General features: G+C 70.9%; 25 protein-coding genes. 8 read left to right on the forward strand and 17 right to left on the reverse strand.

The features are described 5' to 3' along the window. Nucleotides 1-8: 8 nt before the first annotated feature. Both JNL41_RS15990 and JNL41_RS15995 read right to left on the reverse strand, forming a co-directional pair. On the reverse strand, nt 9-353 hold the full coding sequence (locus tag JNL41_RS15990; RefSeq protein ID WP_293476651.1) for a P-II family nitrogen regulator: 345 nt from the start codon (nt 351-353) through the stop codon (nt 9-11). A gap of 40 nt (nt 354-393) precedes the next feature. Further along, entirely contained in the window at nt 394-1,152 is a 759-nt protein-coding gene (locus JNL41_RS15995) for a methyltransferase domain-containing protein (protein WP_293476653.1), read from the reverse strand. Between the two features lie 74 nt (nt 1,153-1,226). Here JNL41_RS15995 and gloB point away from each other — a divergent pair, with 74 nt between their 5' ends. Further along, complete coding sequence (gloB, locus tag JNL41_RS16000; RefSeq protein WP_293476655.1) at nt 1,227-1,988, forward strand: hydroxyacylglutathione hydrolase; 762 nt, start codon at nt 1,227-1,229, stop codon at nt 1,986-1,988. Between the two features lie 160 nt (nt 1,989-2,148). Here gloB and JNL41_RS16005 read toward each other — a convergent pair whose 3' ends face one another. The 3 genes from JNL41_RS16005 to JNL41_RS16015 all read right to left on the reverse strand — a co-directional run bounded on the left by JNL41_RS16005 (nt 2,149) and on the right by JNL41_RS16015 (nt 4,929). Beyond that, nucleotides 2,149-2,880 (reverse strand): DUF4908 domain-containing protein, encoded by a 732-nt coding sequence (locus tag JNL41_RS16005; RefSeq protein WP_293476657.1) that lies wholly within the window; start codon nt 2,878-2,880, stop codon nt 2,149-2,151. Between the two features lie 88 nt (nt 2,881-2,968). Then, complete coding sequence (locus tag JNL41_RS16010; RefSeq protein WP_293476659.1) at nt 2,969-3,694, reverse strand: beta-ketoacyl-ACP reductase; 726 nt, start codon at nt 3,692-3,694, stop codon at nt 2,969-2,971. A 59-nt stretch (nt 3,695-3,753) separates the two neighbouring features. Then, complete coding sequence (locus JNL41_RS16015; protein WP_293476661.1) at nt 3,754-4,929, reverse strand: acetyl-CoA C-acetyltransferase; 1,176 nt, start codon at nt 4,927-4,929, stop codon at nt 3,754-3,756. A 184-nt stretch (nt 4,930-5,113) separates the two neighbouring features. Here JNL41_RS16015 and phaR point away from each other — a divergent pair, with 184 nt between their 5' ends. Further along, on the forward strand, nt 5,114-5,764 hold the full coding sequence (gene phaR, locus JNL41_RS16020; protein ID WP_293476663.1) for a polyhydroxyalkanoate synthesis repressor PhaR: 651 nt from the start codon (nt 5,114-5,116) through the stop codon (nt 5,762-5,764). 47 nt (nt 5,765-5,811) lie between these two features. Then, the gene (locus tag JNL41_RS16025) at nt 5,812-6,144 is read left to right on the forward strand and encodes a hypothetical protein (RefSeq protein WP_293476665.1); all 333 of its coding nucleotides are present in this window, start codon (nt 5,812-5,814) and stop codon (nt 6,142-6,144) included. Between the two features lie 13 nt (nt 6,145-6,157). Here JNL41_RS16025 and JNL41_RS16030 read toward each other — a convergent pair whose 3' ends face one another. Both JNL41_RS16030 and JNL41_RS16035 read right to left on the reverse strand, forming a co-directional pair. Further along, on the reverse strand, nt 6,158-6,472 hold the full coding sequence (locus JNL41_RS16030) for a helix-turn-helix transcriptional regulator (protein WP_293476666.1): 315 nt from the start codon (nt 6,470-6,472) through the stop codon (nt 6,158-6,160). A gap of 152 nt (nt 6,473-6,624) precedes the next feature. Further along, the gene (locus JNL41_RS16035; RefSeq protein ID WP_293476668.1) at nt 6,625-7,365 is read right to left on the reverse strand and encodes a glycosyltransferase family 2 protein; all 741 of its coding nucleotides are present in this window, start codon (nt 7,363-7,365) and stop codon (nt 6,625-6,627) included. 55 nt (nt 7,366-7,420) lie between these two features. On the opposite strand from JNL41_RS16035, the gene JNL41_RS16040 reads away from it, so the two are divergent. Both JNL41_RS16040 and JNL41_RS16045 read left to right on the forward strand, forming a co-directional pair. Beyond that, nucleotides 7,421-9,103 carry a glycosyltransferase family 39 protein gene (locus JNL41_RS16040; RefSeq protein WP_293476670.1) on the forward strand — a complete coding sequence of 561 codons (1,683 nt, stop codon included), beginning with the start codon at nt 7,421-7,423 and terminating at the stop codon, nt 9,101-9,103. Between the two features lie 69 nt (nt 9,104-9,172). Next, nucleotides 9,173-10,096 carry a hydroxymethylglutaryl-CoA lyase gene (locus tag JNL41_RS16045; protein WP_293476672.1) on the forward strand — a complete coding sequence of 308 codons (924 nt, stop codon included), beginning with the start codon at nt 9,173-9,175 and terminating at the stop codon, nt 10,094-10,096. 32 nt (nt 10,097-10,128) lie between these two features. On the opposite strand, the gene JNL41_RS16050 is transcribed toward JNL41_RS16045, so the two are convergent. The 5 genes from JNL41_RS16050 to JNL41_RS16070 form a co-directional block, all read right to left on the reverse strand. After that, nucleotides 10,129-11,058, reverse strand: coding sequence for a glycosyltransferase family 2 protein (locus tag JNL41_RS16050; protein WP_293476674.1), 930 nt, complete (start codon nt 11,056-11,058; stop codon nt 10,129-10,131). Nucleotides 11,059-11,079: 21 nt separating this feature from the next. Then, nucleotides 11,080-13,038: a threonine--tRNA ligase gene (thrS, locus tag JNL41_RS16055; protein ID WP_293476676.1), complete on the reverse strand. Its 1,959-nt coding sequence runs from the start codon at nt 13,036-13,038 to the stop codon at nt 11,080-11,082. Further along, nucleotides 13,035-13,319, reverse strand: coding sequence for a membrane protein insertion efficiency factor YidD (gene yidD, locus JNL41_RS16060; RefSeq protein ID WP_293476678.1), 285 nt, complete (start codon nt 13,317-13,319; stop codon nt 13,035-13,037). The genes thrS and yidD overlap by 4 nt, the downstream gene beginning before the upstream one ends. 250 nt (nt 13,320-13,569) lie before the next feature. Beyond that, on the reverse strand, nt 13,570-14,151 hold the full coding sequence (locus JNL41_RS16065; protein WP_293476680.1) for a PEPxxWA-CTERM sorting domain-containing protein: 582 nt from the start codon (nt 14,149-14,151) through the stop codon (nt 13,570-13,572). A 139-nt stretch (nt 14,152-14,290) separates the two neighbouring features. Further along, nucleotides 14,291-15,493: a hypothetical protein gene (locus JNL41_RS16070; protein WP_293476682.1), complete on the reverse strand. Its 1,203-nt coding sequence runs from the start codon at nt 15,491-15,493 to the stop codon at nt 14,291-14,293. Nucleotides 15,494-15,670: 177 nt separating this feature from the next. Here JNL41_RS16070 and JNL41_RS16075 point away from each other — a divergent pair, with 177 nt between their 5' ends. The 3 genes from JNL41_RS16075 to JNL41_RS16085 all read left to right on the forward strand — a co-directional run bounded on the left by JNL41_RS16075 (nt 15,671) and on the right by JNL41_RS16085 (nt 17,287). Then, entirely contained in the window at nt 15,671-16,597 is a 927-nt protein-coding gene (locus JNL41_RS16075) for a PEPxxWA-CTERM sorting domain-containing protein (protein WP_293476684.1), read from the forward strand. Nucleotides 16,598-16,661: 64 nt separating this feature from the next. Next, complete coding sequence (locus tag JNL41_RS16080; RefSeq protein WP_293476686.1) at nt 16,662-16,904, forward strand: type II toxin-antitoxin system prevent-host-death family antitoxin; 243 nt, start codon at nt 16,662-16,664, stop codon at nt 16,902-16,904. Then, on the forward strand, nt 16,901-17,287 hold the full coding sequence (locus tag JNL41_RS16085; protein WP_293476688.1) for a type II toxin-antitoxin system VapC family toxin: 387 nt from the start codon (nt 16,901-16,903) through the stop codon (nt 17,285-17,287). Before JNL41_RS16080 ends, JNL41_RS16085 begins: the two co-directional genes overlap by 4 nt. Nucleotides 17,288-17,291: 4 nt before the next feature. Here JNL41_RS16085 and JNL41_RS16090 read toward each other — a convergent pair whose 3' ends face one another. The 5 genes from JNL41_RS16090 to cysS all read right to left on the reverse strand — a co-directional run bounded on the left by JNL41_RS16090 (nt 17,292) and on the right by cysS (nt 22,446). Then, nucleotides 17,292-17,585: a hypothetical protein gene (locus JNL41_RS16090; protein WP_293476690.1), complete on the reverse strand. Its 294-nt coding sequence runs from the start codon at nt 17,583-17,585 to the stop codon at nt 17,292-17,294. Beyond that, entirely contained in the window at nt 17,585-18,049 is a 465-nt protein-coding gene (locus JNL41_RS16095; protein WP_293476692.1) for an iron-sulfur cluster assembly scaffold protein, read from the reverse strand. The genes JNL41_RS16090 and JNL41_RS16095 overlap by 1 nt, the downstream gene beginning before the upstream one ends. Before the next feature lie 38 nt (nt 18,050-18,087). Continuing rightward, the gene (locus JNL41_RS16100; protein WP_293476694.1) at nt 18,088-20,316 is read right to left on the reverse strand and encodes an arylsulfatase; all 2,229 of its coding nucleotides are present in this window, start codon (nt 20,314-20,316) and stop codon (nt 18,088-18,090) included. Between the two features lie 128 nt (nt 20,317-20,444). Continuing rightward, the gene (locus JNL41_RS16105) at nt 20,445-21,017 is read right to left on the reverse strand and encodes an SRPBCC domain-containing protein (RefSeq protein WP_293476696.1); all 573 of its coding nucleotides are present in this window, start codon (nt 21,015-21,017) and stop codon (nt 20,445-20,447) included. Between the two features lie 4 nt (nt 21,018-21,021). Further along, a complete protein-coding gene (cysS, locus tag JNL41_RS16110; protein ID WP_293476698.1) occupies nt 21,022-22,446 on the reverse strand; it encodes a cysteine--tRNA ligase in 1,425 nt (474 codons plus the stop codon). Between the last annotated feature and the right edge of the window lie 69 nt (nt 22,447-22,515).

The following is a 22,515-nucleotide window of genomic DNA, read 5'->3' on the forward strand; positions in this document are numbered from 1 at the left end:
GGGGTCGGTCAGCCCGCGATGGCCGCCGCGTCCTGCTCGCCGGTGCGGATGCGCAGCGCCCGCTCGAGGTCGAGGACGAAGATCTTGCCGTCGCCGATCTTGCCGGTGTTGGCCGTGGTCTGCAGCGCCTCGACCACCGCCTCGACGATGTCGGAGGGCACGGCGATCTCGAGCTTCACCTTGGGCAGCAGCTTCACCTCGTACTCGGCGCCCCGGTAGACCTCGGTCTTGCCCCGCTGGCGGCCGTAGCCGCGCACCTCGGTGACCGTGAGGCCGGAGGCGCCGGCTTCCGTGACCGCGTCGAGCACGGCGTCGAGCCGGCTGGGCTTGATGATCGCGATGATCAGCTTCATGCGCCGGGCGCTCCGAACGGGCTGTTTCCAGCCTGCAAGGCTAAGGCCTTCGCCGCGGGGACGCCAGCGGACTCACCGAGGTGGCCGGAACGCCGGGCGCGGGCAGCAGCACGGGCCGCGCGGCGCGGGCCCGCCGACCCTGCGGTTTCACCGCGAACGTCTGTTTCACCGCCTCCATCAGCAACAGGCCCGCGAAGCCCGGCCAGAGCCGCGACCCCGCCTGCTCGAACCCCTCGGCCCAGCGCGCCATCCAGGCGACCGGCGGCACGTAGAGCGCCCGCGTCCAGCCCGACGGCTCCAGGTCGGCGTCGCGCAGCAGCTCGGCGAGCTGGCCGCGCGTGTAGGGCCGGCCGTGGCCGAAGGGGGTCTTCTCGGTGTTGGCCCACAGCCCGTTGCGTGAGGCCACCGTGATGATCGCCTTGCCCGACGGCGCCAGCACCCGCCAGACCTCGCGCAGGTAGCCCACGGGATCGGGGCTCTCCTCCAGGCCGTGGACCACCAGCACCCGGTCGAAGAGCGCGTTCTGGAACGGCAGCGCGTCCTCGGGCGTCAGGGCGGCGAGGTTCGGCGCCTCGGCGGGCCAGACCTCGACGCCCTGCTGCGCCGGCATCCCGGCCACCACGCGGCGGGCGGCCTCGCGCAGGGGGCCGACGAACGGCGTGGCGTAGCCCAGCGCCAGCAGGTCCAGGCCATGGGCGTCGCCCCAGGCCTCCAGCAGCTTGCGCTCGACCATCGCCCGCGCCGCCCGGCCCAGGTCGGAGGCGTAGAACTGGCGAAGCTCGAGGACGTCGCGGCGCATGTGCCTCCTCTGGCTAAGCTCGACGCGTGCGGTCGGCCAGCCTAAATCAACATGGGTCCGCCCGGAGTTCCGCCATGCCGCTCACCGTCCATCAGTTCCCCTGCCTCTCCGACAACTACGGCTTCCTGATCCGCGACGAGGCGACGGGCCTGACCGCCTGCATCGACACCCCCGAGGCCGGCGCGATCCTGCGCCAGCTCGAGGAGCTGGGCTGGGACCTGGATTTCGTCTTCAACACCCACTGGCATCCCGATCACGCGGGCGGCAACGCCGACCTGAAGGCGATCACCGGCTGCACCATCGTCGGGCCCGGGGAGGTCACCCGCATCGCGCCCCTCGACCGCGAGGTGGTCGACGGCGACATCGTCGAGCTCGGCGAGACCCGTTTCCGGGTGCTCGACACCGGCGGCCACACGCTGGGCCACATCGCCTACTTCGACGCCGCCGACCGCATCGCCTTCGTCGGCGACACCCTGTTCGCGCTCGGCTGCGGGCGCCTGTTCGAGGGCACGCCTGAGCAGATGTGGACCAGCCTGCAGAAGATCGCCGCCCTGCCCGACGACACCACCGTCTACTGCGCCCACGAGTACACCGCCTCGAACGCCCGCTTCGCGCTCAGCGTGGACGATTCGAAGGCGCTCAAGGACCGCGCGGCGCAGATCTTCTCGGCCCGCGAGCGCGGCGAGTGGACCGTGCCCACCACCATCGGCCTGGAGAAGGCGACCAACCCGTTCCTGCGCGCGCCACAACTGGCGGCCAGGGTCGGCGCGGCGGGCGAGCCCGACTTCAAGGCCTTCGCCGCCGTCCGCGAAGCCAAGGACAACTTCAAGGGCTGACCTGCCGCTGCGCGCCTTCGCACTTTTTGTTGCTATTTCGTTCCTGAATCAGAGTCCCGCTTGTGCGGCGAAGCCTGATTCTGAACTCGGGTGATCATGATGCGCCATCGTCGCAGTGTGGCGTTGTCTCGACCAACCGCTGATGCATTTCGGCGATGGCCTACTGCGCGCCCGCGACCTTCATGATGCGCTTGGAGGACGGGCGGCCGGCCAGGCCCTGCTCCGGCGCCACGACGATGCGCAGGATGCCGTCCTTCAGCGTGACCGAGGGCTTCTTGCCCTCCTCGAAGCGGACGATGTTGAACTGGCCCAGCACGGTGCGGCCGCCGCGCCGCTCGGCCATGCGCACGAAGGCGAGGCTGGTGACGATGGCGGCGTCGCCCACCAGAGCCGATCCGGCCGGCGTGACGCGGCGGGCCTCGAAGACGATGGTGCGCCGGGCGATCCGGCCCGAGCGGTAGCTGGCCTGCAGCAGCCGCTCGCCCAGCGCCGCCGGGCTGAGGGGTGCGAGCCGGAGCGGGAAGCCGCCGCCCGCCAGCGAGACCGCCTCGCCGTTCGGCCGCTCGTCGGAGAACAGCGTCAGGCCACCCAGGCGCGTGGCGCGCAGCACCGGCTCGCCCAGCTCGTCCTTGTAGATCACGTCGCCGCGCGGCGCGGGGCTCGGCGCCAGCACCCACACCTCGGGACTGTCGTCGAACTTCAGCATCGGGACGCCCTGGCTGCGGTCCAGGACGAAGACGCGGCCCTCCTCCGACACGAACCGGGCGAGCGGCGGACCCGAGATCTCGCCGCCGGGACGCTTGAAGAGGCTGTCGCGCAGGCGGTCGGCCGGGCCGGCGGCGGCAGGCAAGGCGGCGCCGAACGCGGCCGCGCCAAACAGCGCCGCGATCATGGCCCTCCTCGACGCCGTCCGCTCACCTTCCATTGCGGCTATGGAGATGCCGCGTGATCGGGGCGTTTTTTCGACGCCTCCGGGGTTTTCACCCGACCATGTACTGGCCGCCGTTGAGGGCGAGGGTGGTTCCGGTCACGTAGCCGGCGCGTTCGCCGGCCAGGAACGCCACCATGTCGGCGATCTCTTCGCCCTTGCCCAGCCGGCCCACGGGGATCTGGGCGATGATGCCCTCCAGCACCTTCTCGGGCACCGCGGCCACCATGTCGGTGTCGATGTAGCCGGGGGCGATGCAGTTCACGGTGACGCCCTTGCGGGCGTTCTCCAGGGCCAGCGCCTTGGTGAAGCCGATCATGCCGGCCTTGGCGGCGGAGTAGTTCGTCTGGCCCATCTGGCCCTTCTGGCCGTTGATCGAGCTGATGTTGACGATCCGGCCCCAACTGCGCTCGCGCATGCCCTCGATGACCTGGCGGGTCATGTTGAACAGCGAGTCCATGTTCACGCGGATGACTTCCGACCACTGGTCGGGGGTCATCTTGTGGAAGACGCCGTCGCGGGTGATGCCGGCGTTGTTGACCAGAACGTCGATCGGCCCGAGCGCCTTCTCGACCGTCTCGGCGGCGTGCTTGCAGTCGGCGTAGTTCCCGACGTTGCCCTTCACCACCATGATGTCGAGGTCCTTGGCGCAGGCCGCGGCGGCCTCGTCGTTGCCGGAGTACCCGGCCGCCACCAGCATCCCGTCGGCCTTCAGCCGCTCGCAGATCGCCCGACCGATGCCACGGGTTCCACCCGTGACCAGCGCAACCCTGGCCATACTTCTACGTCCTCCCTACGCAAGCTCGACCGGCGCGGTGGTCCCGCGCTCGGCCCTCGTCAGACCTTCTCCACGCACATCGCGACGCCCATGCCGCCGCCGACGCAAAGCGTCGCCAGGCCCTTCTTCGCGTCCGTGCGGTTCATCTCGTGCAGCAGCGTGGTCAGGATCCGGGCGCCGGACGCGCCGATCGGGTGCCCGATGGCGATCGCGCCGCCGTTCACGTTGACCTTCTCCGGGTCCAGGCCCAGTTCGCGCACCACGCACAGCGACTGGGCGGCGAACGCCTCGTTCGATTCCACGAGGTCGAGGTCCGAAACCTTCCAGCCGGCCTTCTCCAGCGCTTTGCGGCTGGCGGGGATCGGGCCCGTGCCCATGATCTCGGGCTCGACGCCGGCGTTGGCCCAGGACGCGATGCGGGCCATCGGCTTCAGGCCGCGCTTCTTCGCCTCGTCGGCGCTCATGAGCACCAGCGCCGCTGCGCCGTCGTTCAGGCCCGACGCGTTGGCCGCGGTGACCGAGCCTTCCTTGCTGAACGCCGGGCGCAGGCCCGACATCGCCTCGATGGTCGCGCCGTGGCGGATGTACTCGTCGTCCGCGACCACGGTGTCGCCCTTGCGGCTCTTGATCGTCACCGGGACGATCTCGTCCTTGAACTTGCCGCCCTTCTGGGCCGCCTCGGCGCGGTTCTGCGAGCCCACGGCGAACTTGTCCTGGTCCTCGCGGGTGATCTGCCAGCGGGCGGCGATGTTCTCGGCGGTCTGGCCCATGTGGTAGCCGTGGAACGCGTCCCACAGCCCGTCCTTGATCATGGTGTCGATCAGCGCCAGGTCGCCCATCTTCTGGCCGCCGCGCAGTTGCTGGGCGTGCGGCGACTGGCTCATGCTCTCCTGGCCGCCGGCGATCACGATGTCGGCCGAACCGTCCTTGATCTGCTGCGCCGCCAGCGCCACCGCGCGCAGGCCCGAGCCGCAGAGCTGGTTCAGGCTCCACGCCGGGCTCTCGACCGGGATGCCGGCGTTCACCGCCGCCTGCCGCGCCGGCCCCTGGCCCGCGCCGGCCTGCAGCACCTGGCCCATGATGACTTCCTTGACGTCGCTGGCCTGGATCCCGGCGCGCTCGACCGCGGCCTGGATCGCCAGCTTGCCCAGCTCATGGGCCGGCAGGCTGGACAGCGCGCCGTTGAACGAGCCAACCGGCGTGCGGGCGGCGGAGACGATGACGATGTCGGTCATGGCTTGATCCTGAAGCGTTTTTTCAGTGGGCCCTGAATTCTCTATCGGCTGCGCGTGGCGGCATCGCAAGAGCCGTTCGCGCTTCTGTATGTTTCTGCATGCCATTTGCTAATGCGCTCGCATCCGCGATACTGCGGTGCAGAAACGGCGGCGACCCTTCTGTCGGCCGCCATAAGGACCAGGGATGGCTGACCCCCAGGATCAAGGGCCGGAGGCGGGCGGAGCCCAGCCCGGCGTTCAGGCCGGCGAGCGCGTCGTCATCAAGAAGTATGCGAACCGGCGGCTCTACAACACCGCCTCGTCCAGCTACGTCACGCTGGAACACCTCTCGGAAATGGTGAAGCAGGGCGTCGACTTCGTCGTCTACGACGCCAAGACCAACGAGGACATCACCCGCACGGTCCTGACGCAGATCATCTTCGAGGAGGAGGAGAAGAGCCAGGGCCAGTCCCTGCTGCCGATCCAGTTCCTTCGCCAGTTGATCAGCTTCTACGGCAACTCGATGCAGGCGTTCCTGCCGAGCTACCTGGAACTCAGCCTCGCCAGCTTCACCCAGCAGCAGGAGCGCATGCGCCAGCAGCTCTCCGGCTTCGGCCAGGCGGGCGGCATGGCCGGCTACGAGGACCAGATCCGTCAGAACCTCCAGCTCTTCGACCGGGCGATGAAGATGTTCTCGCCCTTCGCCTACGCCCCCGCGGCGGCGCCCCAGAAGGCCGAGGAGCCCGCCCCCGCGACTCAACCGCGAGGTGAATCCGCACCCGATGACGCGTTAACACTCTTGCGCAAACAGATGGCGGAGATGCAGGCTCAACTGGACAAGCTCGCGAAGAGTTGAGTCGACCGGGCCGGTTGTGGCCCACGTATTGCAGGTTGTGCGACAAGATGTCCCGCATTGACCGCATCAGACGTGCGGTCCAGGCGCGATCGGCGTCGAGGACCGAGGCGGACACCGTCGAGCAAGGCGGGGGAACGTCGTCGGCCAACCTGCCGGTCGCCGTGGGTCCGGTCCCCGCGCCGCGCAGTTTCCGCGAGGATCGCCGCCGCGTGGACAGCGAGTTCGCCGCCCAGGTCCTGGGCCAGGACGGCCAGCGGCGCGGCCTGCGCGCCGGCCCCGGCATCCACGACATCGCCCAGGCCGCCTACAACCGCGTGGAGTGGTCGGGCAGCTACGACCGCCGCGCCCGCAAGGGCCGCCAGGCCCGCACCGACATCTGATCCGGACTGAACGTCATGGCGTGGACCCGATCCTCGCCAGCGCGGCTTCGAGCGCGGCCACGCGGCGCTCGAGGTCGGCGAGGCGCCCCTCGGCGGACGCGCCCGGCGTCGGCGTCGAGACGCCCGCCCGGTCGGCCACTTCGGCCGGCTTGACGCCCAGCAGCTCGGCAAAGGCCGCCACCTGCCCGGCGGAAACTTCCCGCTGATCCTTGAACACCTCGGCGAGCTCGGCCGCGGAAAGCCCGGCGACCGCGGCCATCGCGTCGCGCGAAAGCCCCCGCTCCGAGAGCTTCGCGTCGAACCAGGGGGCGTCGAAGAAGAGGGCCATGGGCTCCGGCTCGGCTGGCGCCGGACTTGCTTAACCGGGTTCGAACGCCGCCGCCACGGACCCGCCGATGCTCGTCTTCCTCTCCCGCTTCGTGGACGTCGCGGTCGTCACCCTGATCCTGTCGGCCTTCACCTGAGGCGCGGACCTTCGGGTCACACCTCGTCGACGCCGCCCGGGTTCCGGGCCCGCGACTGCAGCCACATGACGCCGAAGAGGTCGCTGAGCGAGGCCGCCAGCCGGCCGAGGTTGGTGTACTTCGACCGCCCGCTCTGCCGATGGCGGTGGTTCACCGGCCGGAACGCCACTTGGTAGCCCTCGCGCAGCATCAGCGCCGGCAGGTAGCGGTGGATGTGGTCGAAGTAGGGGAGCCGCAGGAACGCCTCGCGGCGGAACGCCTTCAGGCCGCAGCCGGTGTCGTTGGCGGTGTCCCTGAGCAGACGCTTGCGGACCCCGTTGCCGAAGCGGGACGCGAGCTTCTTGGCCTGGCTGTCCTGCCGCTTCACCCGCTCGCCGCCCACCAGCGCCAGGTCCGGCGGGCCGGCGTTCAGCGCGTCCACCAGGCCGGGGCCGTCGGCCGGGTCGTTCTGGCCGTCGCCGTCGAGGGTGACGATCACCGGGGCCCGCGCCGCCAGGATGCCCGAGCGGACGGCGCGGCTCTGGCCCGAGTTCTTCCGGTGGCCCAGCACCCGCAGTTGCGGGATCTCGCCCGCCAACGCCTTCAGCGCCGCGCGGGTGCCGTCGCGGCTGGCGTCGTCCACGAACACGATCTCGAACGCGCGGCCCGCGAAGGCGGCGGCGATCTCGCGCGCCAGGGCCGGGGCCGCGCCCGCCTCGTCGTAGACCGGGACCACTACGGAGATGTCGGGCGCAAATTCTCGGCGGGCTTGGGCCATCAGCGCCTCATAGCGGAAAAGCAGCGGCGCGAAAGGATCGTGCTATCTGGGCGAGATGACGCTGGAGCGGACGATCGAGCGATGGAGCGGCGGCTGGCGCGGACCGGCGCTGGCGGCGTTCATCGCCTTCCTGGCCGGCCTGCCCGGCCTGGTCGCCGTGCCGCCGCTGGACCGTGACGAGGCCCGCTTCGCCCAGGCCACGGCCCAGATGATCGAGAGCCGCGACTACGTCGTGATCCGCTTCCAGGACGCGCCGAGGTTCAAGAAGCCGGTCGGGATCCACTGGCTGCAGGCCGCCAGCGTGCGCCTGCTCTCCGCGCCCGAGGCGCGGGCGATCTGGGCCTACCGCGTCCCGTCGCTGCTGGGCGCCATGCTGGCGGCCGCCGCCTGCGCCTGGGGCGCGGCCGGCTTCTTCGACCGCCGCACCGCCCTCTTCGCCGGCGCCATGCTGGGCGCATCGTTCCTGCTCTCGACCGAGGCCTTCATCGCCAAGACCGACGCGGCGCTGACGGGGACGATCGTGCTGGCGATGGCGGCGCTGGGCCGGCTCTACGCCGCGCGGGACGACGGGCCGCCCGCACCGCGGGGGGCGGTCTGGATCTTCTGGAGCGCCCTGGCGGTCTCGATCCTCATCAAGGGGCCCGTCGGTCCCATGGTCGTGGGCCTGGCCATGATCGCGCTCGCGCTCTGGGACCGCCGCACCGGCTGGCTCGCCGGCCTGAAGTGGTGGTGGGGCCTAGTCATCGTGCTGGCGGTCGTCGGGCCGTGGGCCGGCGCCGTGACCGTCGCCACGGACGGCGGCTTCTGGACCGAGGCCGTGGGCGGCGACCTCGCGCCCAAGCTGGCCGGCGGCCAGGAGACCCACGGCGCACCGCCCGGCTACCATACGCTGCTGGCGCCGATCCTCGCCTTCCCGATGACGCTCCTGCTGCCCGCGGCGGCCGCAGCGGCCTGGAAACATCGGGCCGAGCCCGGCGTGCGCTTCGCCATCGCCTGGCTGGTCCCGACCTGGATCGCCTTCGAACTGCTGCCGACCAAGCTCGTCCACTACACGATGCCGGCCTATGGCGCGCTGGCGTGGCTGGCCGCAAGGGCGCTGGCCGAGCCGATCGGCGCGGCGGCGCGCTGGCTCGGCGCGGGGCTCGTGACGGTCGTCGGCCTCGCGCTGGCGGGGGGCGTGTTCTACCTGCTCTCGCTGTATGGCGACGCGGGCGACGCCTGGGCCGCGACGGTGGCGGCGGGGCTGCTCGCCGCTGCGGGCCTCGCGGGCGGGTATCTGATGATCCGCAGGGCGCCGCAGAGCGCGCTGGTCGGCGCGCTGGCGCTGGGCGTGCTGGGCCACGCGGTGCTGGCGGCGGGCGTCGCGCCCCGGCTCTCGCCGCTCTGGCTTTCGTCGCGGCTCGAGCGGGCGCTGGACCAGGCCCGGCTGCTGCCGCGGCAGGGGGTGGCCGAGGCGCCGGTCGCGGTCGCGGGCTTCGCCGAGCCCAGCCTGGTCTTCGCGCTGGGCACCGCGACCGAGCTCGACGGGCCGGCCGAGGCGGCGCAGGCGGTGGTCGAGAACCGGCCCGCCATCGTCGAGGGCCGCGAGGAGGCGGCGTTCCGCGCGGCGCTGAAGGCGCGCGGCGGGACCGCGCGGCTGGTCGCGGAAGTGGACGGGATCAACTACTCCAAGGGTGATCCCATGGCGCTTCGGGTCTATGTGGCGCCCCAGGTGAGTGTCGGCGAGGCAGGACGATGAGCCCTCCCTCGCCACGGCTTCGGAGGGCGGTTGCCGATCCTTCGAAGCGGCTGAAGGGAGCGAGATAGGATGAGCCGGCGGATCGAGATCGTCGAAGTGGGCCCGAGGGACGGCCTGCAGAACGAGAAGACCCTCTTCGAGGTGGGCCAGAAGCTCGAGATGATCGCCCGGCTCGAGGCGGCCGGCGCGCGGCGCATGGAGGTGGTCTCGTTCGTCAATCCGAAGCGCGTGCCGCAGATGGCGGGCGCCGAGGAGATCATGGCCGCCCTGCCGCACAGGGAAGGCCGCTCGCGCATCGGGCTGGTGCTCAACATGCGCGGCTGGGAGCGCTGCCGCGACGCCGGCTGCGACGAGGCCAACGTGGTGGTCTGCGCGAGCGACGGCTTCGGCATCAGGAACCAGGGCGCCTCGGTCGACGAGCAGGTCACCGCGCTCGCCCACATCATGGGCGCACGGAAGAAGGAGGACCCGCCGGTCACCATGACCGTCTCGGTGGCCTTCGGCTGCCCGTTCGACGGCGAGGTGCCCGAGGAGCGCGTGGTGGAGATCGTCCGGGCCGCGGCCGACATGCGGGTGGCCGAGATCGCGCTCGCCGACACGATCGGGGTGGCCGACCCGTGGACGGTGCGCCGGCGCGTCGAGGCGGTGAAGAAGGCGGCCGGCCACATTCCGCTGCGCCTGCACTTCCACGACACGCGCAACACCGGCCTCGCCAACGCCTTCGCCGGCGTCGAGGCGGGCGTCGACATCCTCGACGCCAGCGTCGGCGGCCTGGGCGGCTGCCCGTTCGCGCCGAACGCCACGGGCAACATCGGCACCGAGGATCTCGTCTACATGCTGGAACGCGCCGGCTACGAGACCGGCTACGACCTCGACCAACTGATCGGCATCGGCGTCTGGGCCTCGGACCTGCTGGGCAAGCGCGTGGCCTCGTCGGTCGCCAAGGCGGGCGGGTTCCCGAAGCCGCAGCCGGCCGCAGCCCCGGCCGGCTGACGCCGGGCAGCCGGCGCCGCGACAGGCGCGCTCTAGCGGCGGCGGACGCGCCGCAGCAGCGGGCGCGCGACGGCGGCGGCGATCACCAGCGGCGCCAGGGCCCAGGCGGCCCCGCCGGCCCGCTTGGCGAAGTAGCGGGCGAGGCCGACGCCCTTGTGGAACTCGACCTTCAGCGGGCTGGTCTGGCTGGTCCCGCCGATGTGGATCACCTCGGCCTTCGGATGGAACAGCACCTCGCCGCCCATCTGGCGCACGCGCCAGCAGAGGTCGACGTCCTCGACGTGCAGGAAGTAGCTCTCGTCGAAGCCGCCCACCGCATCGAAATCCTCGCGGCGCATGCAGAAGCAGGCGCCGGAGATGGTGGGCGCGGGCTGGGCCTGGTCCGGGAGCGCCTCGCCCTCCCAGTGGACCTCGTACTTCCTCAGCGACGGCGACTTCGCCAGGCCGCTCATGGTCAGCAGCGCCGACAGCGGCGTGATGTCGCCGCGGCGCGCGCCGCGCTGCTCGGTGCGGTCGGCGTTCAACACGCGGCCGCCGACGATACAGGGGATGGCGCGACCCTCGATCTCGCGGGCGAGGGCCGCGATGCAGCCGGCCTGCAGGAAGGCGTCGGGGTTCAGGAAGACGATCAGGTCGCCGCTGGCCGCCCGCGCGCCGAGGTTGGCGCCCCGCGCGAAGCCGACGTTGCCGTGGCCCGTCTTCAGCACCACCCGCTCGTCGCGCTCGGCCAGCCGGCGCAGGCGCTCGGCCTCTGCGGGCGAGGAGCCGTTGTCGACGATCACGAACTCATCGACGAGCGGGTCGGCCAGCACGCAGGCGAGGCTCTCCTGGAGCGCTTCGCCCGTCATGTAGACCACCATCACCACCGAGACGCTGCGCCGCGGCCGCAGCGCGTCGGCCGCCTGCGAGTCGGGAGCAGGCGCAGGTTCGACAGCGATCAGGGACGCGGCGGCGCCGTTCATCCAACCTCCACCCGGCCGCGATTACGCCGCGACCGTCTCCCCAGCGAGTCCCCGATGCCGGGCAATGTCCGGCGGAAGCGCTTCTGTTGCAAGGACGTTACAGGCCTCGTCCAGCCCCAGGATCTGCTGGCCGTCCGAGCCGAGGCGCCGGAGCGCGACCTTGCCCTCCTCCGCCTCGCGGCGGCCGATGACGGCGATGACCGGCGTCTTGCCGAGGCTGTGCTCGCGGATCTTGTAGTTGATCTTCTCGTTGCGCAGGTCCGTCTCGACCCGCAGGCCCGCGGCGCGCAGCCGGGCCGCCGCCTTCAGTGCGAAGTCGTCGGCGTCGGACGTGATCGTGGCGACCACCGCCTGCGTCGGGGCCAGCCACAGCGGGAAGGCGCCGGCGTAATTCTCGATCATCACGCCGATGAAGCGCTCCATCGAGCCGCAGATGGCCCGGTGCAGCATCACCGGCCGCTGCTTGGAGCCGTCCTCGGCCACGTATTCGGCGTCGAGGCGCTCGGGCAGGACGTAGTCGAGCTGCAGCGTGCCGCACTGCCAGGTGCGGCCGATGGCGTCCTTCAGGTGGAACTCGAGCTTCGGGCCGTAGAAGGCCCCCTCGTTGGGGAGCATTTCGACGCGGTCGATCCCCGCGTTGAGCGCCGCCCGCTCCAGCTTCTTCTCGGCGACGTCCCAGACCTCGTCCGTACCGAAGCGCTCGTCGGGACGCAGCGCCAGCTTCACGGCATGAAGCTCCAGGCCGCAGTCGCGGTAGACCTGCTCGAGAAGCCGGATGAATTTCGTGGATTCTTCCTCGATCTGGTCCTCGCGGCAGAAGATGTGGGCGTCGTCCTGCGTGAAGGCCCGCACGCGGAAGATGCCGTGCAGCGCGCCCGACGGCTCATACCTGTGGCAGGCGCCGAACTCGGCCATGCGCAGCGGCAGGTCGCGATAGCTCTTCTGGCCGTGGTTGAAGATCTGTACGTGACCGGGGCAGTTCATCGGCTTCACGGCCAGGCTCTCGCCTTCCTCCGTCTCGCAGGTGAACATGTTCTTGCCGAACTTCTGCCAGTGGCCCGAGCGCTCCCACATCTCGCGGTCCATGATCTGGGGCGCCTTGACCTCGACGTAGCCGTCGGCGTCGAGCATGCGGCGCATGTAGGCCTCGACCGTCCGGTAGAGCGCCCAGCCCTTGGGGTGCCAGAAGATCATGCCCTTGGCCTCTTCCTGCATGTGGAAGAGGTCCATCGCCTTGCCGATCTTGCGGTGGTCGCGCTTCTCGGCTTCCTCGATGCGGTGCAGGTGGTCGGCCAGGTCCTGGTCGCTGGCCCATGCCGTGCCGTAGATGCGCTGGAGCATCGGGTTGCGGTGGTCGCCGCGCCAGTAGGCGCCGGCCAGCTTCGTCAGCTTGAAGGCTTTTCCCGCGGCTTTGGTGGAGGGCAGGTGGGGCCCGCGGCAGAGGTCCTTCCACTGGCCCTGGCGATAGACGCTGACCTGCTCGCCGGTGGGGATGCCACCGATGATCTCGGCCTTGTAGTGTTCGCCGATGGACTTGAAGTGGGCGATGGCCTCGTCGCGGTCCCAGACCTCGCGCACGATGGGCTCGTCGCGGTCGACGATCTGCTTCATGCGCTCTTCGATGGCGGCCAGGTCGTCCAGGCTGAACGGCTCGTCGCGGGCGAAGTCGTAGTAGAAACCGTCCTCGATCGCCGGGCCGATCGTGACCTGCGTGCCGGGGAACAGTTCCTGCACCGCCTCGGCCAGGATGTGGCTGACGTCGTGGCGGATCGTCTCCAGCGCGTCGGGGCTGTTGCGGTCGAGGATCTCGAACCTGCCGCCGTGGTCCAGCGGGCGGTCCACGTCCAGCAGTTCGCCGTCCAGCTTGATGAGGACGGCGCGCTTGGCCAGCGAGGGGGCGATGGAGGCCGCGACTTGCTTGCCCGTCGTCCCGGGCTCGTATTCGCGTTTCGAGCCGTCGGGGAAAATCAGGTCGATCATGGTTCTTCACACTTCCAGTCGCGCGTCCCGGCCTGCCCTTCCCTGGGCTCGGCCTCTGGACGCGGAGGCGGCGGGTCCCAGCCCGCGCCGCCCCAGGGATGGCATCTGCACAGCCTCTTCGCGGTGAGCCAGCTCCCGCGCCACGGGCCGTGGCCGATCAGGGCCTGCGCCGCATACTCCGAGCACGTCGGGAAATACCGGCAGGACCGCCCGATCAGCGGCGACAGCGTCAGCTTGTAGGCCCTGAGGAGCCCACGGACGCATCTCTCGTAGAAGCTCATTACCGGCTGCGGACTTGCGATTGCAGGCCTGGGCTTACGCCCTTGACCCCGAGAGGTTCAAGCCGCGCCGGCGGTAGTAGTTCGCGTTCCAGCGGTCATCGCCGGACGGTGCGTCCGGGGATGGGAAGCGGCGATGTCCGTCAGGCGGCGCATGCGGAACCTCTGGGCGAAGGCCGCGGCAATATCACAGCCGCGCGCGGAACGGAACCGCTCCGCGCGTCGGGGACGCGACGGAATTGGACGCGCGGCCTCAGGCGGGCGCGCTGATGCGCCTGCGGCGCAGGGCGGCGCCGGCGCCGGCGAAGCCCACGATCATCAGCGCCCACGCGGCGGGCTCGGGAACGCCGCCGGCGACCTGGCTGGCGCTGATCTCGATCGTCGTGAACGTGCCGCGCTGGTTGGTGGCGTAGTCCTTGTATTCGTTGGTGATGTACGAGCTGCTGCCCGCGTAGAAGCCGCTGTCGCCGGACGATTTGATGGCCGTCAGGATCGCCTGGTAGAAGCCGCCCGCCAGGGCGCCGGGGACGAACGCCTGGCTCACCGTGTCGAAGCCGAAGTAGTAGTACTGGCTGAAGAACCCTCCCGACGTCACGAACGCCAGGTCGTAGGCGGCGCCCGTGCCGATCGCGTAGCTGAACGACGTCAGGTCGGCGTAGTCCAGAATGCCGCTCACCGAGTCGTCGTAGGTGAACGAACCGCCGGCGATCTCCGCCGCGCCGTTCAGCAGCGAGAAGTCGATCCTCGTCGCGGCGTCCGCAGCGCCTGCGCCCAGGATGCCCGCGGCCGCCGCCAGCGCCGCAGCGCCGTTCCGGGTCGTGCCCTTGAATGTCATCCGCCTGTTCCCCATTGCCGGGCCGCCGATCGGGCCCACGGCCAGGGCTACCTGCCCTCGACGCCTCGCGCGTGGGGCACGGGCCGATGAATTGCCGATGAAATGCCGATGACGCGCCTCCGGGAGGGCCGGTGCCGCCTCAGAACACGGCGGGCAGCAGGGAGAGGCCCAGGGAGAGGGTCGTCCGCCATGCCGGCGACGGCGCCGGCGACGGCCTCGCGGGCGCCTCCTCGCCGGCCCCCGCCAGGACGTTTTCCCTGAGCCCGGACCAGCCGGACACGCCGGTCGCGTCGTAGATGGTGCTCAGGTGCTTCTTCAGGGCTTCCTGGCTGACGCCGAAGCGGTCCTCGCAGTCGGCGCGCAGCCCGCCCTGGGCCGCGAAGAGCGCGATCTGCTTCTGGAGCAGGGTGAGCGGCAGGGCCGACAGGCGCTCGACCGCCAGCACGTCCGCCGCCACTTCCACGTCGACCGACACGAACATCTGGGGCTCGTCGTCGCCGCCCTCGACGAGGCGGCTCGACGGCGAGGCGCGCACCGCCAGGCGACCGTCGATCACCGGCAGGTGCAGCTCGGCCGGAGCCCCGTTCGCCAGCATCTCGGCGAGGCGCCGCGAGAAGGCCGGGGCCGCGCGCGGACGTCGCGCCATCGGCACGTTCTGGCCCAGGAGATGGCCGCGGTTCAGCATCTCCTCGGCCTCGGCGTTGATGGCCATCAGGTCCTGGCCGGAGACGTCGGTGATGTAGTGGGCCGTGCGGCTGCCCTGCGAGCGCCAGACCACGTCGGGCCGCTCCGCCTCCAGCGCGCGCTCCAGCAGCCGGCGCGTCGGCTCGGCCACCGCGACGTCGGCCGCCGTGAACGGCCGCCCGGCCTCGTTCCAGAGCACGAGGACGCCCACGCCGCGGCCCGCGTGCTCGATGCGCATCTCCAGCCCATGGTGGTGACCGAGCGGGACGCAGAGGTGCTTGTAGACGTTGCTGGCGCGGAACGCCGCGTGGCCACTCTCGGTCAGCATCTGGCCGATCGGCGGGCCCACGGGCCTGGTGTAGGTGACCATGTTGAACTCGCCCGGCGAACTGAACAGCTCGTCGAAGCGGGTGACGAACAGGTCCTTCAGCTCGGCCGGCGCGCAGTCGTGGAAGAAGCCGGCCGGCGCGCCGTGGCGGTCGAGCCAGAAGATGGAGGCCGACCGGGCGCCGACAAGGTCGCGGACGATCGCGCAGGCGGGCGCCGCCACGGCCTCGAGCCCGGCGCCGCACTCGCACAGCAGCCGCAGGCGCTCCAGCAGCCGCCGGTTGGCCAACGCCGTCCGCGCCGGTCCGCGCGGCGTTCCCCGAACACTCACCACGGACCTCGGCTAGCATCGCGTTCGCCGCGGGTAAACGGGCTGCCGCCGGATTTGCTTCCCCCTGCGGGGAATTCAATCGTGAGTATCCGCCATTACAGTCGAGAAGGGCGCGCCTTGCCGCCAAGGTGTCGAAGCAACACCGGCAGAACGCCTGAAAATTGTGTGGGGGTTTACATGTACAAGTTGAATACGCAATTCCTTGCAGGTCTGGCGGCTGTCGCGCTGGCGGGCCTCGCACTTCCCGGAACTGCTTCGGCCGAGCGCGTCTACGGCTCGTCGGGGATCCTGACCAACCGGCCCTGCCCGCCCGATGCGGAGACCTGCGTCGGACTTCGCAACTTCGGCCAGTTCGCCGGCGGCGTGGGCGTGGGCTTCTCGACCTCGGCCGAGATCATCGGCGGCGCCAGCGCCGCGGCGGCGGTGTCGTTCGGCGACGGCTACCTGCCCACCATCAAGGCGGCCTCGGCCGCGGGGATCGAGACACGCACCGGCGCCAGCGCCGTCGCCTTCCGGACCTTCACCTACGACGGCGACGCCGCCATCGACCTCGCCCTCCAGGGCACGCTGCACTACATCACCTCGGGCGACTACGAGGAGAGCGAGGCGCCCGGCGAAGGCCAGCTCTACGCGCAACTGGCCATCCTGCCGGTCTCGGCCATCGCGGGCTACGACGCCGCGACCTCGACCATCGAGCTGATCGGCAACGACGCCGTGAACTTCGCCGACTGCAGCACGGGCGCGATGGCGTTCGCGTCGGCGCGGGCGCTGGGCACCAGCGGGGAGCACACCGTGAACCTGGGCTTCACCCGGGGCTGCGACGGCGAGGCGCTGACCTTCAGCAAGGGCGACTCGTTCGTGCTGGTCGCGACGCTTCAGGCGATCTCCAACCGCGGCGGCTTCATCAATGCGATGAACACCTTCAGCGTGCAGTACGACGAGGAGAACACCGTCTACACCGGGACGACCGATCGCGTCGGCCTGGCGGCGCTCCAGCAGACCGTCAACGGCGCGGTGCCCGAGCCCGGGACCTGGGCGCTGATGATCATGGGCTTCGGCGGCGCCGGCGCGATGCTCCGGCGCAGGCGCGCGGCGGCGGCCTGACGGCGGCTTGAAGCGGGCGCATCTAGTGGACTAAGTTTATCGGACTAAGTCCGAAAAGGCCCTCATGCGCACCGTCAACATCCACGACGCCAAGACGAACCTGTCGAAGCTGATCGACGGGGCGGTGAAGGGTGAGGCGTTCATCATCGCCAAGGCGGGCAAGCCGCTGGTGACGGTGACCGCGATCGCCGCGGCGGACGGGCCGCGGCCGCGCGTGGGCTTCATGAAGGGCCGGATCGGCGTGCCGGACGACTTCGACGTCATGGGACGCGGCGAGATCGAGGGCCTGTTCGAAGGCTCGCGATGAAACTGCTGCTGGATACGCACCTGCTGCTGTTGGCGGCGGCGGGGGCGGGCCTCTCGACGTCGGCGCTCCGGCTCGTCGACGACCCGGACAACGTCCTGATCTTCAGCGCCGCGAGTGTGTGGGAGATCGCGATCAAGGCGCGGCTGGGGCGAGCGGACTTCGTGCTGGACGCGGGCGTGTTCCGCCGCGAGCTGCTGGAGAGCGGCTACGAGGAACTGGCGATCACGGGCGCCCACGCCGCCGCGCTCACCGCGCTCCCGGACCTGCACAGGGACCCCTTCGACCGGATGCTGATCGCCCAGGCGCTCGCGGAAGGCGTCACGCTGTTGTCCGCCGACCAGGCCGTTCTCGCCTATCCGGGCCCGATCCTGGACGCCCGGTGACGCCCTACCCCTTCGGCAGTTCGCGGATCTCGACGGTGCCGCCGGCTTCGAAGACGGGGTTTCCGGGCAGCAGCTTGCGCGCCTCGGCCAGGTTGTCGGCGGTGACGCGGACGTAGCCCATGATGTGGGCGGTGAGTTCGGGGGCGTCGCCGGTCTTCTTGGCGCAGCAGCCCTCGTTGCCGATCGCGCTGCCGCCCTGGAACACGCCGGCCTCGCGCAGGCGGGTGAGATAGGGGTCCCAGTCGAGGCGCGAGCCGCCCGAGGCGTCGTCGTGATGCAGGAAGATGAAATCGGCCATTACGCTCCTCGCCCCTCGCGCCCCTGCGCCGCGGCCGCCTGCGTCACGGCGTTCCGGACGGCTTCCGCCGCGGCCTCGAACGCGAGCAGCGTCGAGGCGTGGCGGGCGGGATAGTCCCTCACCGCGGCCAACAACGCCAGATCGGCGAAGCGGCCGGCGGGCGCGGGACCGCCCTCTTTCAGCATCGCGCGGAAGGCGTCGCGGGTTCCCTCGATCTCGCCGAGCGTCGCGCCGACGGCGTGGGCGCCGAGCACCGAGGCGGCGGCCTGGCCCAGCGCGCAGGCCTTCACGTCCTGGGCGAAGTCGGCCACCCGGTCGCCCTCGACCTTCACGTCGACGATCACCCGGCTCCCGCACAGCTTGGCGACCTTCTCCGAGGAGGCGTGCGCGTCGGCCAGGCGCCCCAGCCGGGGCGTCTCGGCCGCGAGGCGGAGCACCTTGGCGGAGTAGATGTCGTCGATCATGGCGCTTAGGTCGGGGGCGACGCGCCCGATGTCAAACGCTACTGCCGCGCCATCTCCGCCTCGGCCACCGCGTCGCCGTCGAGCGCCTGGTCGGTGTCGAGGGTGACGGTGACCTTCGCGAGCTCGCCGGTGAAGGCGAACGGCGCAGGATAGTCGGCGACGGGGCTGCCGCGGCCGACGCCCACGTCGAGGCCGGACCAGGAGATGAAGGTGACGAAGGCGATGCTGGCGGTGACCTCCCCGGCCGGCCGGCCGTCGACGAGCAGGGTGAAGGCGCGCGGGCCCGCGTCGCTGCGGAGCGAGGCCACGCCGAGGCGGGTCGCCGTGGGCGGGAGCGGGTCGGAACTGACGGTCACCTTCTGGCCGCCGACGTTCAGGGTGTGGTGCAGCCGGCCGTCCTTCACGTAGAGGGCGTAGCCGCTGGTGGCGTCGCCGTGGGCGATCAGGACGCCCTCGCAGCCGGGGGTCAGGACGACGTCGGCCTCGATGCGGTAGCTGCGCGCGCGCACGTCCGGGGCGACGTCGGTGGGCAGGTGGCCCATGCCCCTGTGCAGGACGAAGCGGCGGCGGTCGGCCTGGAAGCGGGTCGCGTACTCCACGATGCGCGGGCCGAAGCGGTCGTCCAGCGGCAGCACCTGATGCGCCTGCGCCTGGCGCCACCACTCGTCGACGAGGGCCGCCAGGCGCCCCGGCTCGGCGGCGGCGAGGTCGTCGCTCTCGGAGAAGTCGGCGTCGAGGTGGAAGAGCTCCCACACGTCGCTGTCGAAGGACGAGCCCGGCGGGTGGAAGGCGACGGCCTTCCAGCCGTCCTGCCACAGGCCGCGGTGGCCGAACATCTCGAAGTACTGCGGGCTGCCCCGCGGCGGCGCGGCGGCGTCGTGCAGGCTCCTGGCGAAGCTCTCGCCCTCGAGCGGCATCTGCTTCACGCCCTGGACCTCGGCGGGCGGGGCGATGCCGATGATGTCGAGCAGGGTCGGCACGAGGTCGCAGGCGGCGGCGAAGTGCGGGCGGATCTCGCCGCGCGCCGCGATGCCCTTCGGCCAGGAGATCACCAGCGGGTCGCGGATGCCGCCGCCGTGGGTGTTCTGCTTGTAGCGGCGCAGCGGCGTGTTCGACGCCATCGCCCAGCCGTGCGGGAAGTTCGAGTGGGTGTCCGGCCCGCCGATGTCGTCGATGCGGGCGATCTTCTCGGCCATCGGCTCGCCGCGGAAGTTGAACGGGCCCATGGCGTTGACGAAGCCGAGCGGGCCGCCCTCCTGGCTGGCCCCGTTGTCGGACATCACGAGGATGATGGTGTCGTCGCGCAGCCCGGCGTCTTCCAGGAAGGAGACGAGGCGGCCGATGTGCCGGTCGGTGTGCTCCAGCATGGCGGCGAAGGCCGACTGCAGGCGCGTCATCAGGCGCCGCTCGTCCTCGGGGTGGCTGTCCCAGGGGCGGACCCCGTCGTTGCGGGGCGGCAGCTTCGTGTCGGGCGGAACCAGGCCCATGGCCTTCTGGCGGGCGAGCCGCTCCTCGCGCTCGACGTCCCAGCCGCGCTCGAAGACGGCGTCGTAGCTCCTGATCAGGTCGGCGGGGGCCTGGTGCGGGGCGTGGCAGGCGCCGGGCGCGAACCAGCAGAGCCAGGGCCTGTCCGGCGCGTCGGCCGTGTGGTCGGCGATGTAGCGGATGGCCTCGTCGGTGAGGTCCGTCGTCAGGTGGTAGCCGGTCTCATAGGTCCCGGGCGGGGTGATCGGCGTGTTGTCGCGCACGAGCTCGGGCGCGTACTGGTCGGTCTCGGCGTCCATGAAGCCGTAGTAGCGGTCGAAGCCGCGGCCCAGCGGCCAGCCGTCGAACGGGCCGGTGGGGCCGGTCTCGGTCAGCCGGGTGACGTGCCACTTGCCCAGCATGTAGTTGCGGTAGCCGTGCGGCCGCAGCATCTCGGGCAGCGTCGCGGCCTCGCGGGCGAGCTTGCCGCGATAACCGGGGAAGCCGCAGTCGAAGTTGGCCAGGCACCCCATGCCGACCGAGTGGTGATTGCGGCCGGTCAGCAGGGCCGCGCGCGTGGTCGAGCACATGGCGGTGGTGTGGAAGCCGGCGTAGCGCAGCCCCTCGGCGGCCAGGCGGTCGATGTTGGGCGTCCTGATCGGCGAGCCGTAGCAGCCGAAATCCGAGAAGCCGACGTCGTCGAACAGGATGACCAGGATGTTGGGCGCGCCCTTGGGCGGCCTGGGCGCCTGCGGCCAGTAGGGCTCCGACTCCGCCACCGTCCGCCCGATCTTCTGCGCCATGGCCCGCCCCTTCGCGTTCGTCGGGGACTTCATGGCGCAGCCGCGGCATGGGGCCAAGCGTTCGACTCCCCAACTTGTGTCGTCGGGCCCTGGGCTGCGCCAAACCGGAAGCAGGTCCGGGGGCAGCCCTACCCCTGCCGCGTCGTCCACTCGGCTTCGGCGCGCGCCTTCAGCGCCTCGTTCATGGCCTGGAAGCCCGCTCGGACCGAGCGGCCGACGCGCCTGCCGAGCGAGGGGCCCATCAGGCCGCCGAAGATCTCGCCGTTGTCGACGATGCAGCCGGTGTCGCTGAGCGGGCTGATCTCGATGTAGCGCAGGGTCCGGATGAGCCCGCCCATGAACGAGAGCTGCCAGTGGAGCTGTTCGTTGGGCACCCAGTCGAGGACCTTGGGCCGGATCTCCTGCGCCGGCTGGCCGGGCAGTTCGAGGGTCATGGCGAGCGTGTCGCCGATGCGCACCTGGCCCGCCGCCTTCGTGTAGGTCGGGTTCCACTCATGCCAGCGGCCGATGTCGTAGACGATCTCCCAGATCAGCTCGGCCGGCGCCTGGATGCCGACGCGGTCCTCGATCCGCACGCCGCCGGGCGGCTTCGGCGGCGGCGGCTTGCCCTCGGTCTTCAGCGACATCGTCTTGGGACCCAGGCCGCCACCCTTTCGGCCGAAGGGGCCGGCCATCAGGTCGGGCCCGGTCTTCATGGGCATCGGGCTACTCCTTGATCCGCCAGGTGGCGCCGCTGGCCCCGTCCATCACCTCGACGTTGAGGGCGGCGAGTTCGTCGCGGATGCGGTCGGCCTGTGGCCAGTCCTTGGCGGCGCGCGCGTCGGCCCGGGCGGCGATCAGGCCCTCGATCCTGGACTTCAGGTCGTCGTCCGCGCCCGACTGGAACCAGCCCTGCGGATCGGCGGTCAGGAAGCCCATCAGGTTCCCGGCGTCCAGCAGCAGCCCGCGGCCGCCGGCGACGGCGCGCGCGTCCTTGGCCATGATCGCGGCGCGGACCCTGTCGGCGAGCTGGAAGAGCGCCGCGAAGGCTTCGGGCGTGTTGAGATCGTCGCTGAGCGCCTTCAGGACGTCGGCGTGCTCGGCCGCGCCGGCGGGGCTCTGCGCGCCGTCGGGAACGGCCTTGCCGGCGAGGAAGCGGTCGCTGTCGTCCAGCACGCGGTAGAGCCGGTCGAGGTTGGCCTTCGCCTGCTCGATCAGCGTGTCGGTCCACTCCAGCTTCTGGCGGTACTGGCCCGCCAGCAGCGCCCAGCGCAGCGCCTCGCCCGGCCAGGTCTCGAGCAGGTCGTGGGCCAGGGCGACGTTGCCCAGGCTCTTGCTCATCTTCTCGTCGGCCATGTTGAGGAAGCCGTTGTGCATCCACACCCCGGCGTACTCGCGGCCGCCGTGGCCCGAGCAGACGCCCTGGGCCAGCTCGTTCTCATGGTGCGGGAAGACGAGGTCGATGCCGCCGCCGTGGATGTCGATCGGCAGGCCCAGCGCCTCGTGGATCATGGCCGTGCATTCGATGTGCCAGCCGGGGCGGCCGTCGCCCCAGGGGCTGGGCCACGACGGTTCGCCCGGCTTCGACGGCTTCCAGAGCACGAAATCCGCCGGATGCCGCTTGTAGGGCGCCACATCGACGCGCGCGCCGGCGATCATCTCGTCCATCGGATGGCCCGAGAGCTTGCCGTAGTCGGCGAAGGCCTGGGTGTCGAAGAGCACATGCCCCTCGGCCTCATAGGCGCCGTTGTTGCGGACCAGGTCGCCGATCATGCCGGTGATGGCGTCCATGGTCTCGGTGACGCGCGGCTGGAACGTGGGACGCAGCGCGCCCAGCGCCGCGGCGTCGGCGTTGTAGGCGTCGAGATAGCGGTCCGCGATCGTCTTGATCGGCACGCCCTCTTCGGCGGCCTTCCGGTTGATCTTGTCGTCCACGTCCGTGACGTTCGCCGCATAGAGGACGTGGCCCTCGCCATAGTGGCGGCGCAGCACGCGGAACAGCAGGTCGAAGACCACCACCGGCCGGAAGTTGCCGATATGGGCGTAGTTGTAGACCGTGGGCCCGCAGACGTAGAGCGTCACCCGCGACGGATCCTTCGGGGCGAACGGCGCCTTGCGGCGGCTCATGGTGTCGTAGAGGCTGAGGGTCATTGCTCTCGAGGTAACGCTGCGTGACGGTTGCCCCGAGGGGCGCTCGCCCCATATAGAGAACGTCCGGAC

Origin of the sequence: Phenylobacterium sp. (genome assembly GCF_016793285.1) — a bacterium.
In the GTDB taxonomy this organism is placed as follows: Bacteria; Pseudomonadota; Alphaproteobacteria; order Caulobacterales; family Caulobacteraceae; genus Phenylobacterium.

Coding starts and splice junctions, on each gene's coding strand:
- JNL41_RS15990 (WP_293476651.1), bottom strand. CDS start 353: ATGAAGCTGATCATCGCGATCATCAAGCCCAGCCGGCTCGACGCCGTG.
- JNL41_RS15995 (WP_293476653.1), bottom strand. CDS start 1,152: ATGCGCCGCGACGTCCTCGAGCTTCGCCAGTTCTACGCCTCCGACCTG.
- gloB (WP_293476655.1), top strand. CDS start 1,227: ATGCCGCTCACCGTCCATCAGTTCCCCTGCCTCTCCGACAACTACGGC.
- JNL41_RS16005 (WP_293476657.1), bottom strand. CDS start 2,880: ATGATCGCGGCGCTGTTTGGCGCGGCCGCGTTCGGCGCCGCCTTGCCT.
- JNL41_RS16010 (WP_293476659.1), bottom strand. CDS start 3,694: ATGGCCAGGGTTGCGCTGGTCACGGGTGGAACCCGTGGCATCGGTCGG.
- JNL41_RS16015 (WP_293476661.1), bottom strand. CDS start 4,929: ATGACCGACATCGTCATCGTCTCCGCCGCCCGCACGCCGGTTGGCTCG.
- phaR (WP_293476663.1), top strand. CDS start 5,114: ATGGCTGACCCCCAGGATCAAGGGCCGGAGGCGGGCGGAGCCCAGCCC.
- JNL41_RS16025 (WP_293476665.1), top strand. CDS start 5,812: ATGTCCCGCATTGACCGCATCAGACGTGCGGTCCAGGCGCGATCGGCG.
- JNL41_RS16030 (WP_293476666.1), bottom strand. CDS start 6,472: ATGGCCCTCTTCTTCGACGCCCCCTGGTTCGACGCGAAGCTCTCGGAG.
- JNL41_RS16035 (WP_293476668.1), bottom strand. CDS start 7,365: ATGGCCCAAGCCCGCCGAGAATTTGCGCCCGACATCTCCGTAGTGGTC.
- JNL41_RS16040 (WP_293476670.1), top strand. CDS start 7,421: ATGACGCTGGAGCGGACGATCGAGCGATGGAGCGGCGGCTGGCGCGGA.
- JNL41_RS16045 (WP_293476672.1), top strand. CDS start 9,173: ATGAGCCGGCGGATCGAGATCGTCGAAGTGGGCCCGAGGGACGGCCTG.
- JNL41_RS16050 (WP_293476674.1), bottom strand. CDS start 11,058: ATGAACGGCGCCGCCGCGTCCCTGATCGCTGTCGAACCTGCGCCTGCT.
- thrS (WP_293476676.1), bottom strand. CDS start 13,038: ATGATCGACCTGATTTTCCCCGACGGCTCGAAACGCGAATACGAGCCC.
- yidD (WP_293476678.1), bottom strand. CDS start 13,319: ATGAGCTTCTACGAGAGATGCGTCCGTGGGCTCCTCAGGGCCTACAAG.
- JNL41_RS16065 (WP_293476680.1), bottom strand. CDS start 14,151: ATGACATTCAAGGGCACGACCCGGAACGGCGCTGCGGCGCTGGCGGCG.
- JNL41_RS16075 (WP_293476684.1), top strand. CDS start 15,671: ATGTACAAGTTGAATACGCAATTCCTTGCAGGTCTGGCGGCTGTCGCG.
- JNL41_RS16080 (WP_293476686.1), top strand. CDS start 16,662: ATGCGCACCGTCAACATCCACGACGCCAAGACGAACCTGTCGAAGCTG.
- JNL41_RS16085 (WP_293476688.1), top strand. CDS start 16,901: ATGAAACTGCTGCTGGATACGCACCTGCTGCTGTTGGCGGCGGCGGGG.
- JNL41_RS16090 (WP_293476690.1), bottom strand. CDS start 17,585: ATGGCCGATTTCATCTTCCTGCATCACGACGACGCCTCGGGCGGCTCG.
- JNL41_RS16095 (WP_293476692.1), bottom strand. CDS start 18,049: ATGATCGACGACATCTACTCCGCCAAGGTGCTCCGCCTCGCGGCCGAG.
- JNL41_RS16100 (WP_293476694.1), bottom strand. CDS start 20,316: ATGGCGCAGAAGATCGGGCGGACGGTGGCGGAGTCGGAGCCCTACTGG.
- JNL41_RS16105 (WP_293476696.1), bottom strand. CDS start 21,017: ATGCCCATGAAGACCGGGCCCGACCTGATGGCCGGCCCCTTCGGCCGA.
- cysS (WP_293476698.1), bottom strand. CDS start 22,446: ATGACCCTCAGCCTCTACGACACCATGAGCCGCCGCAAGGCGCCGTTC.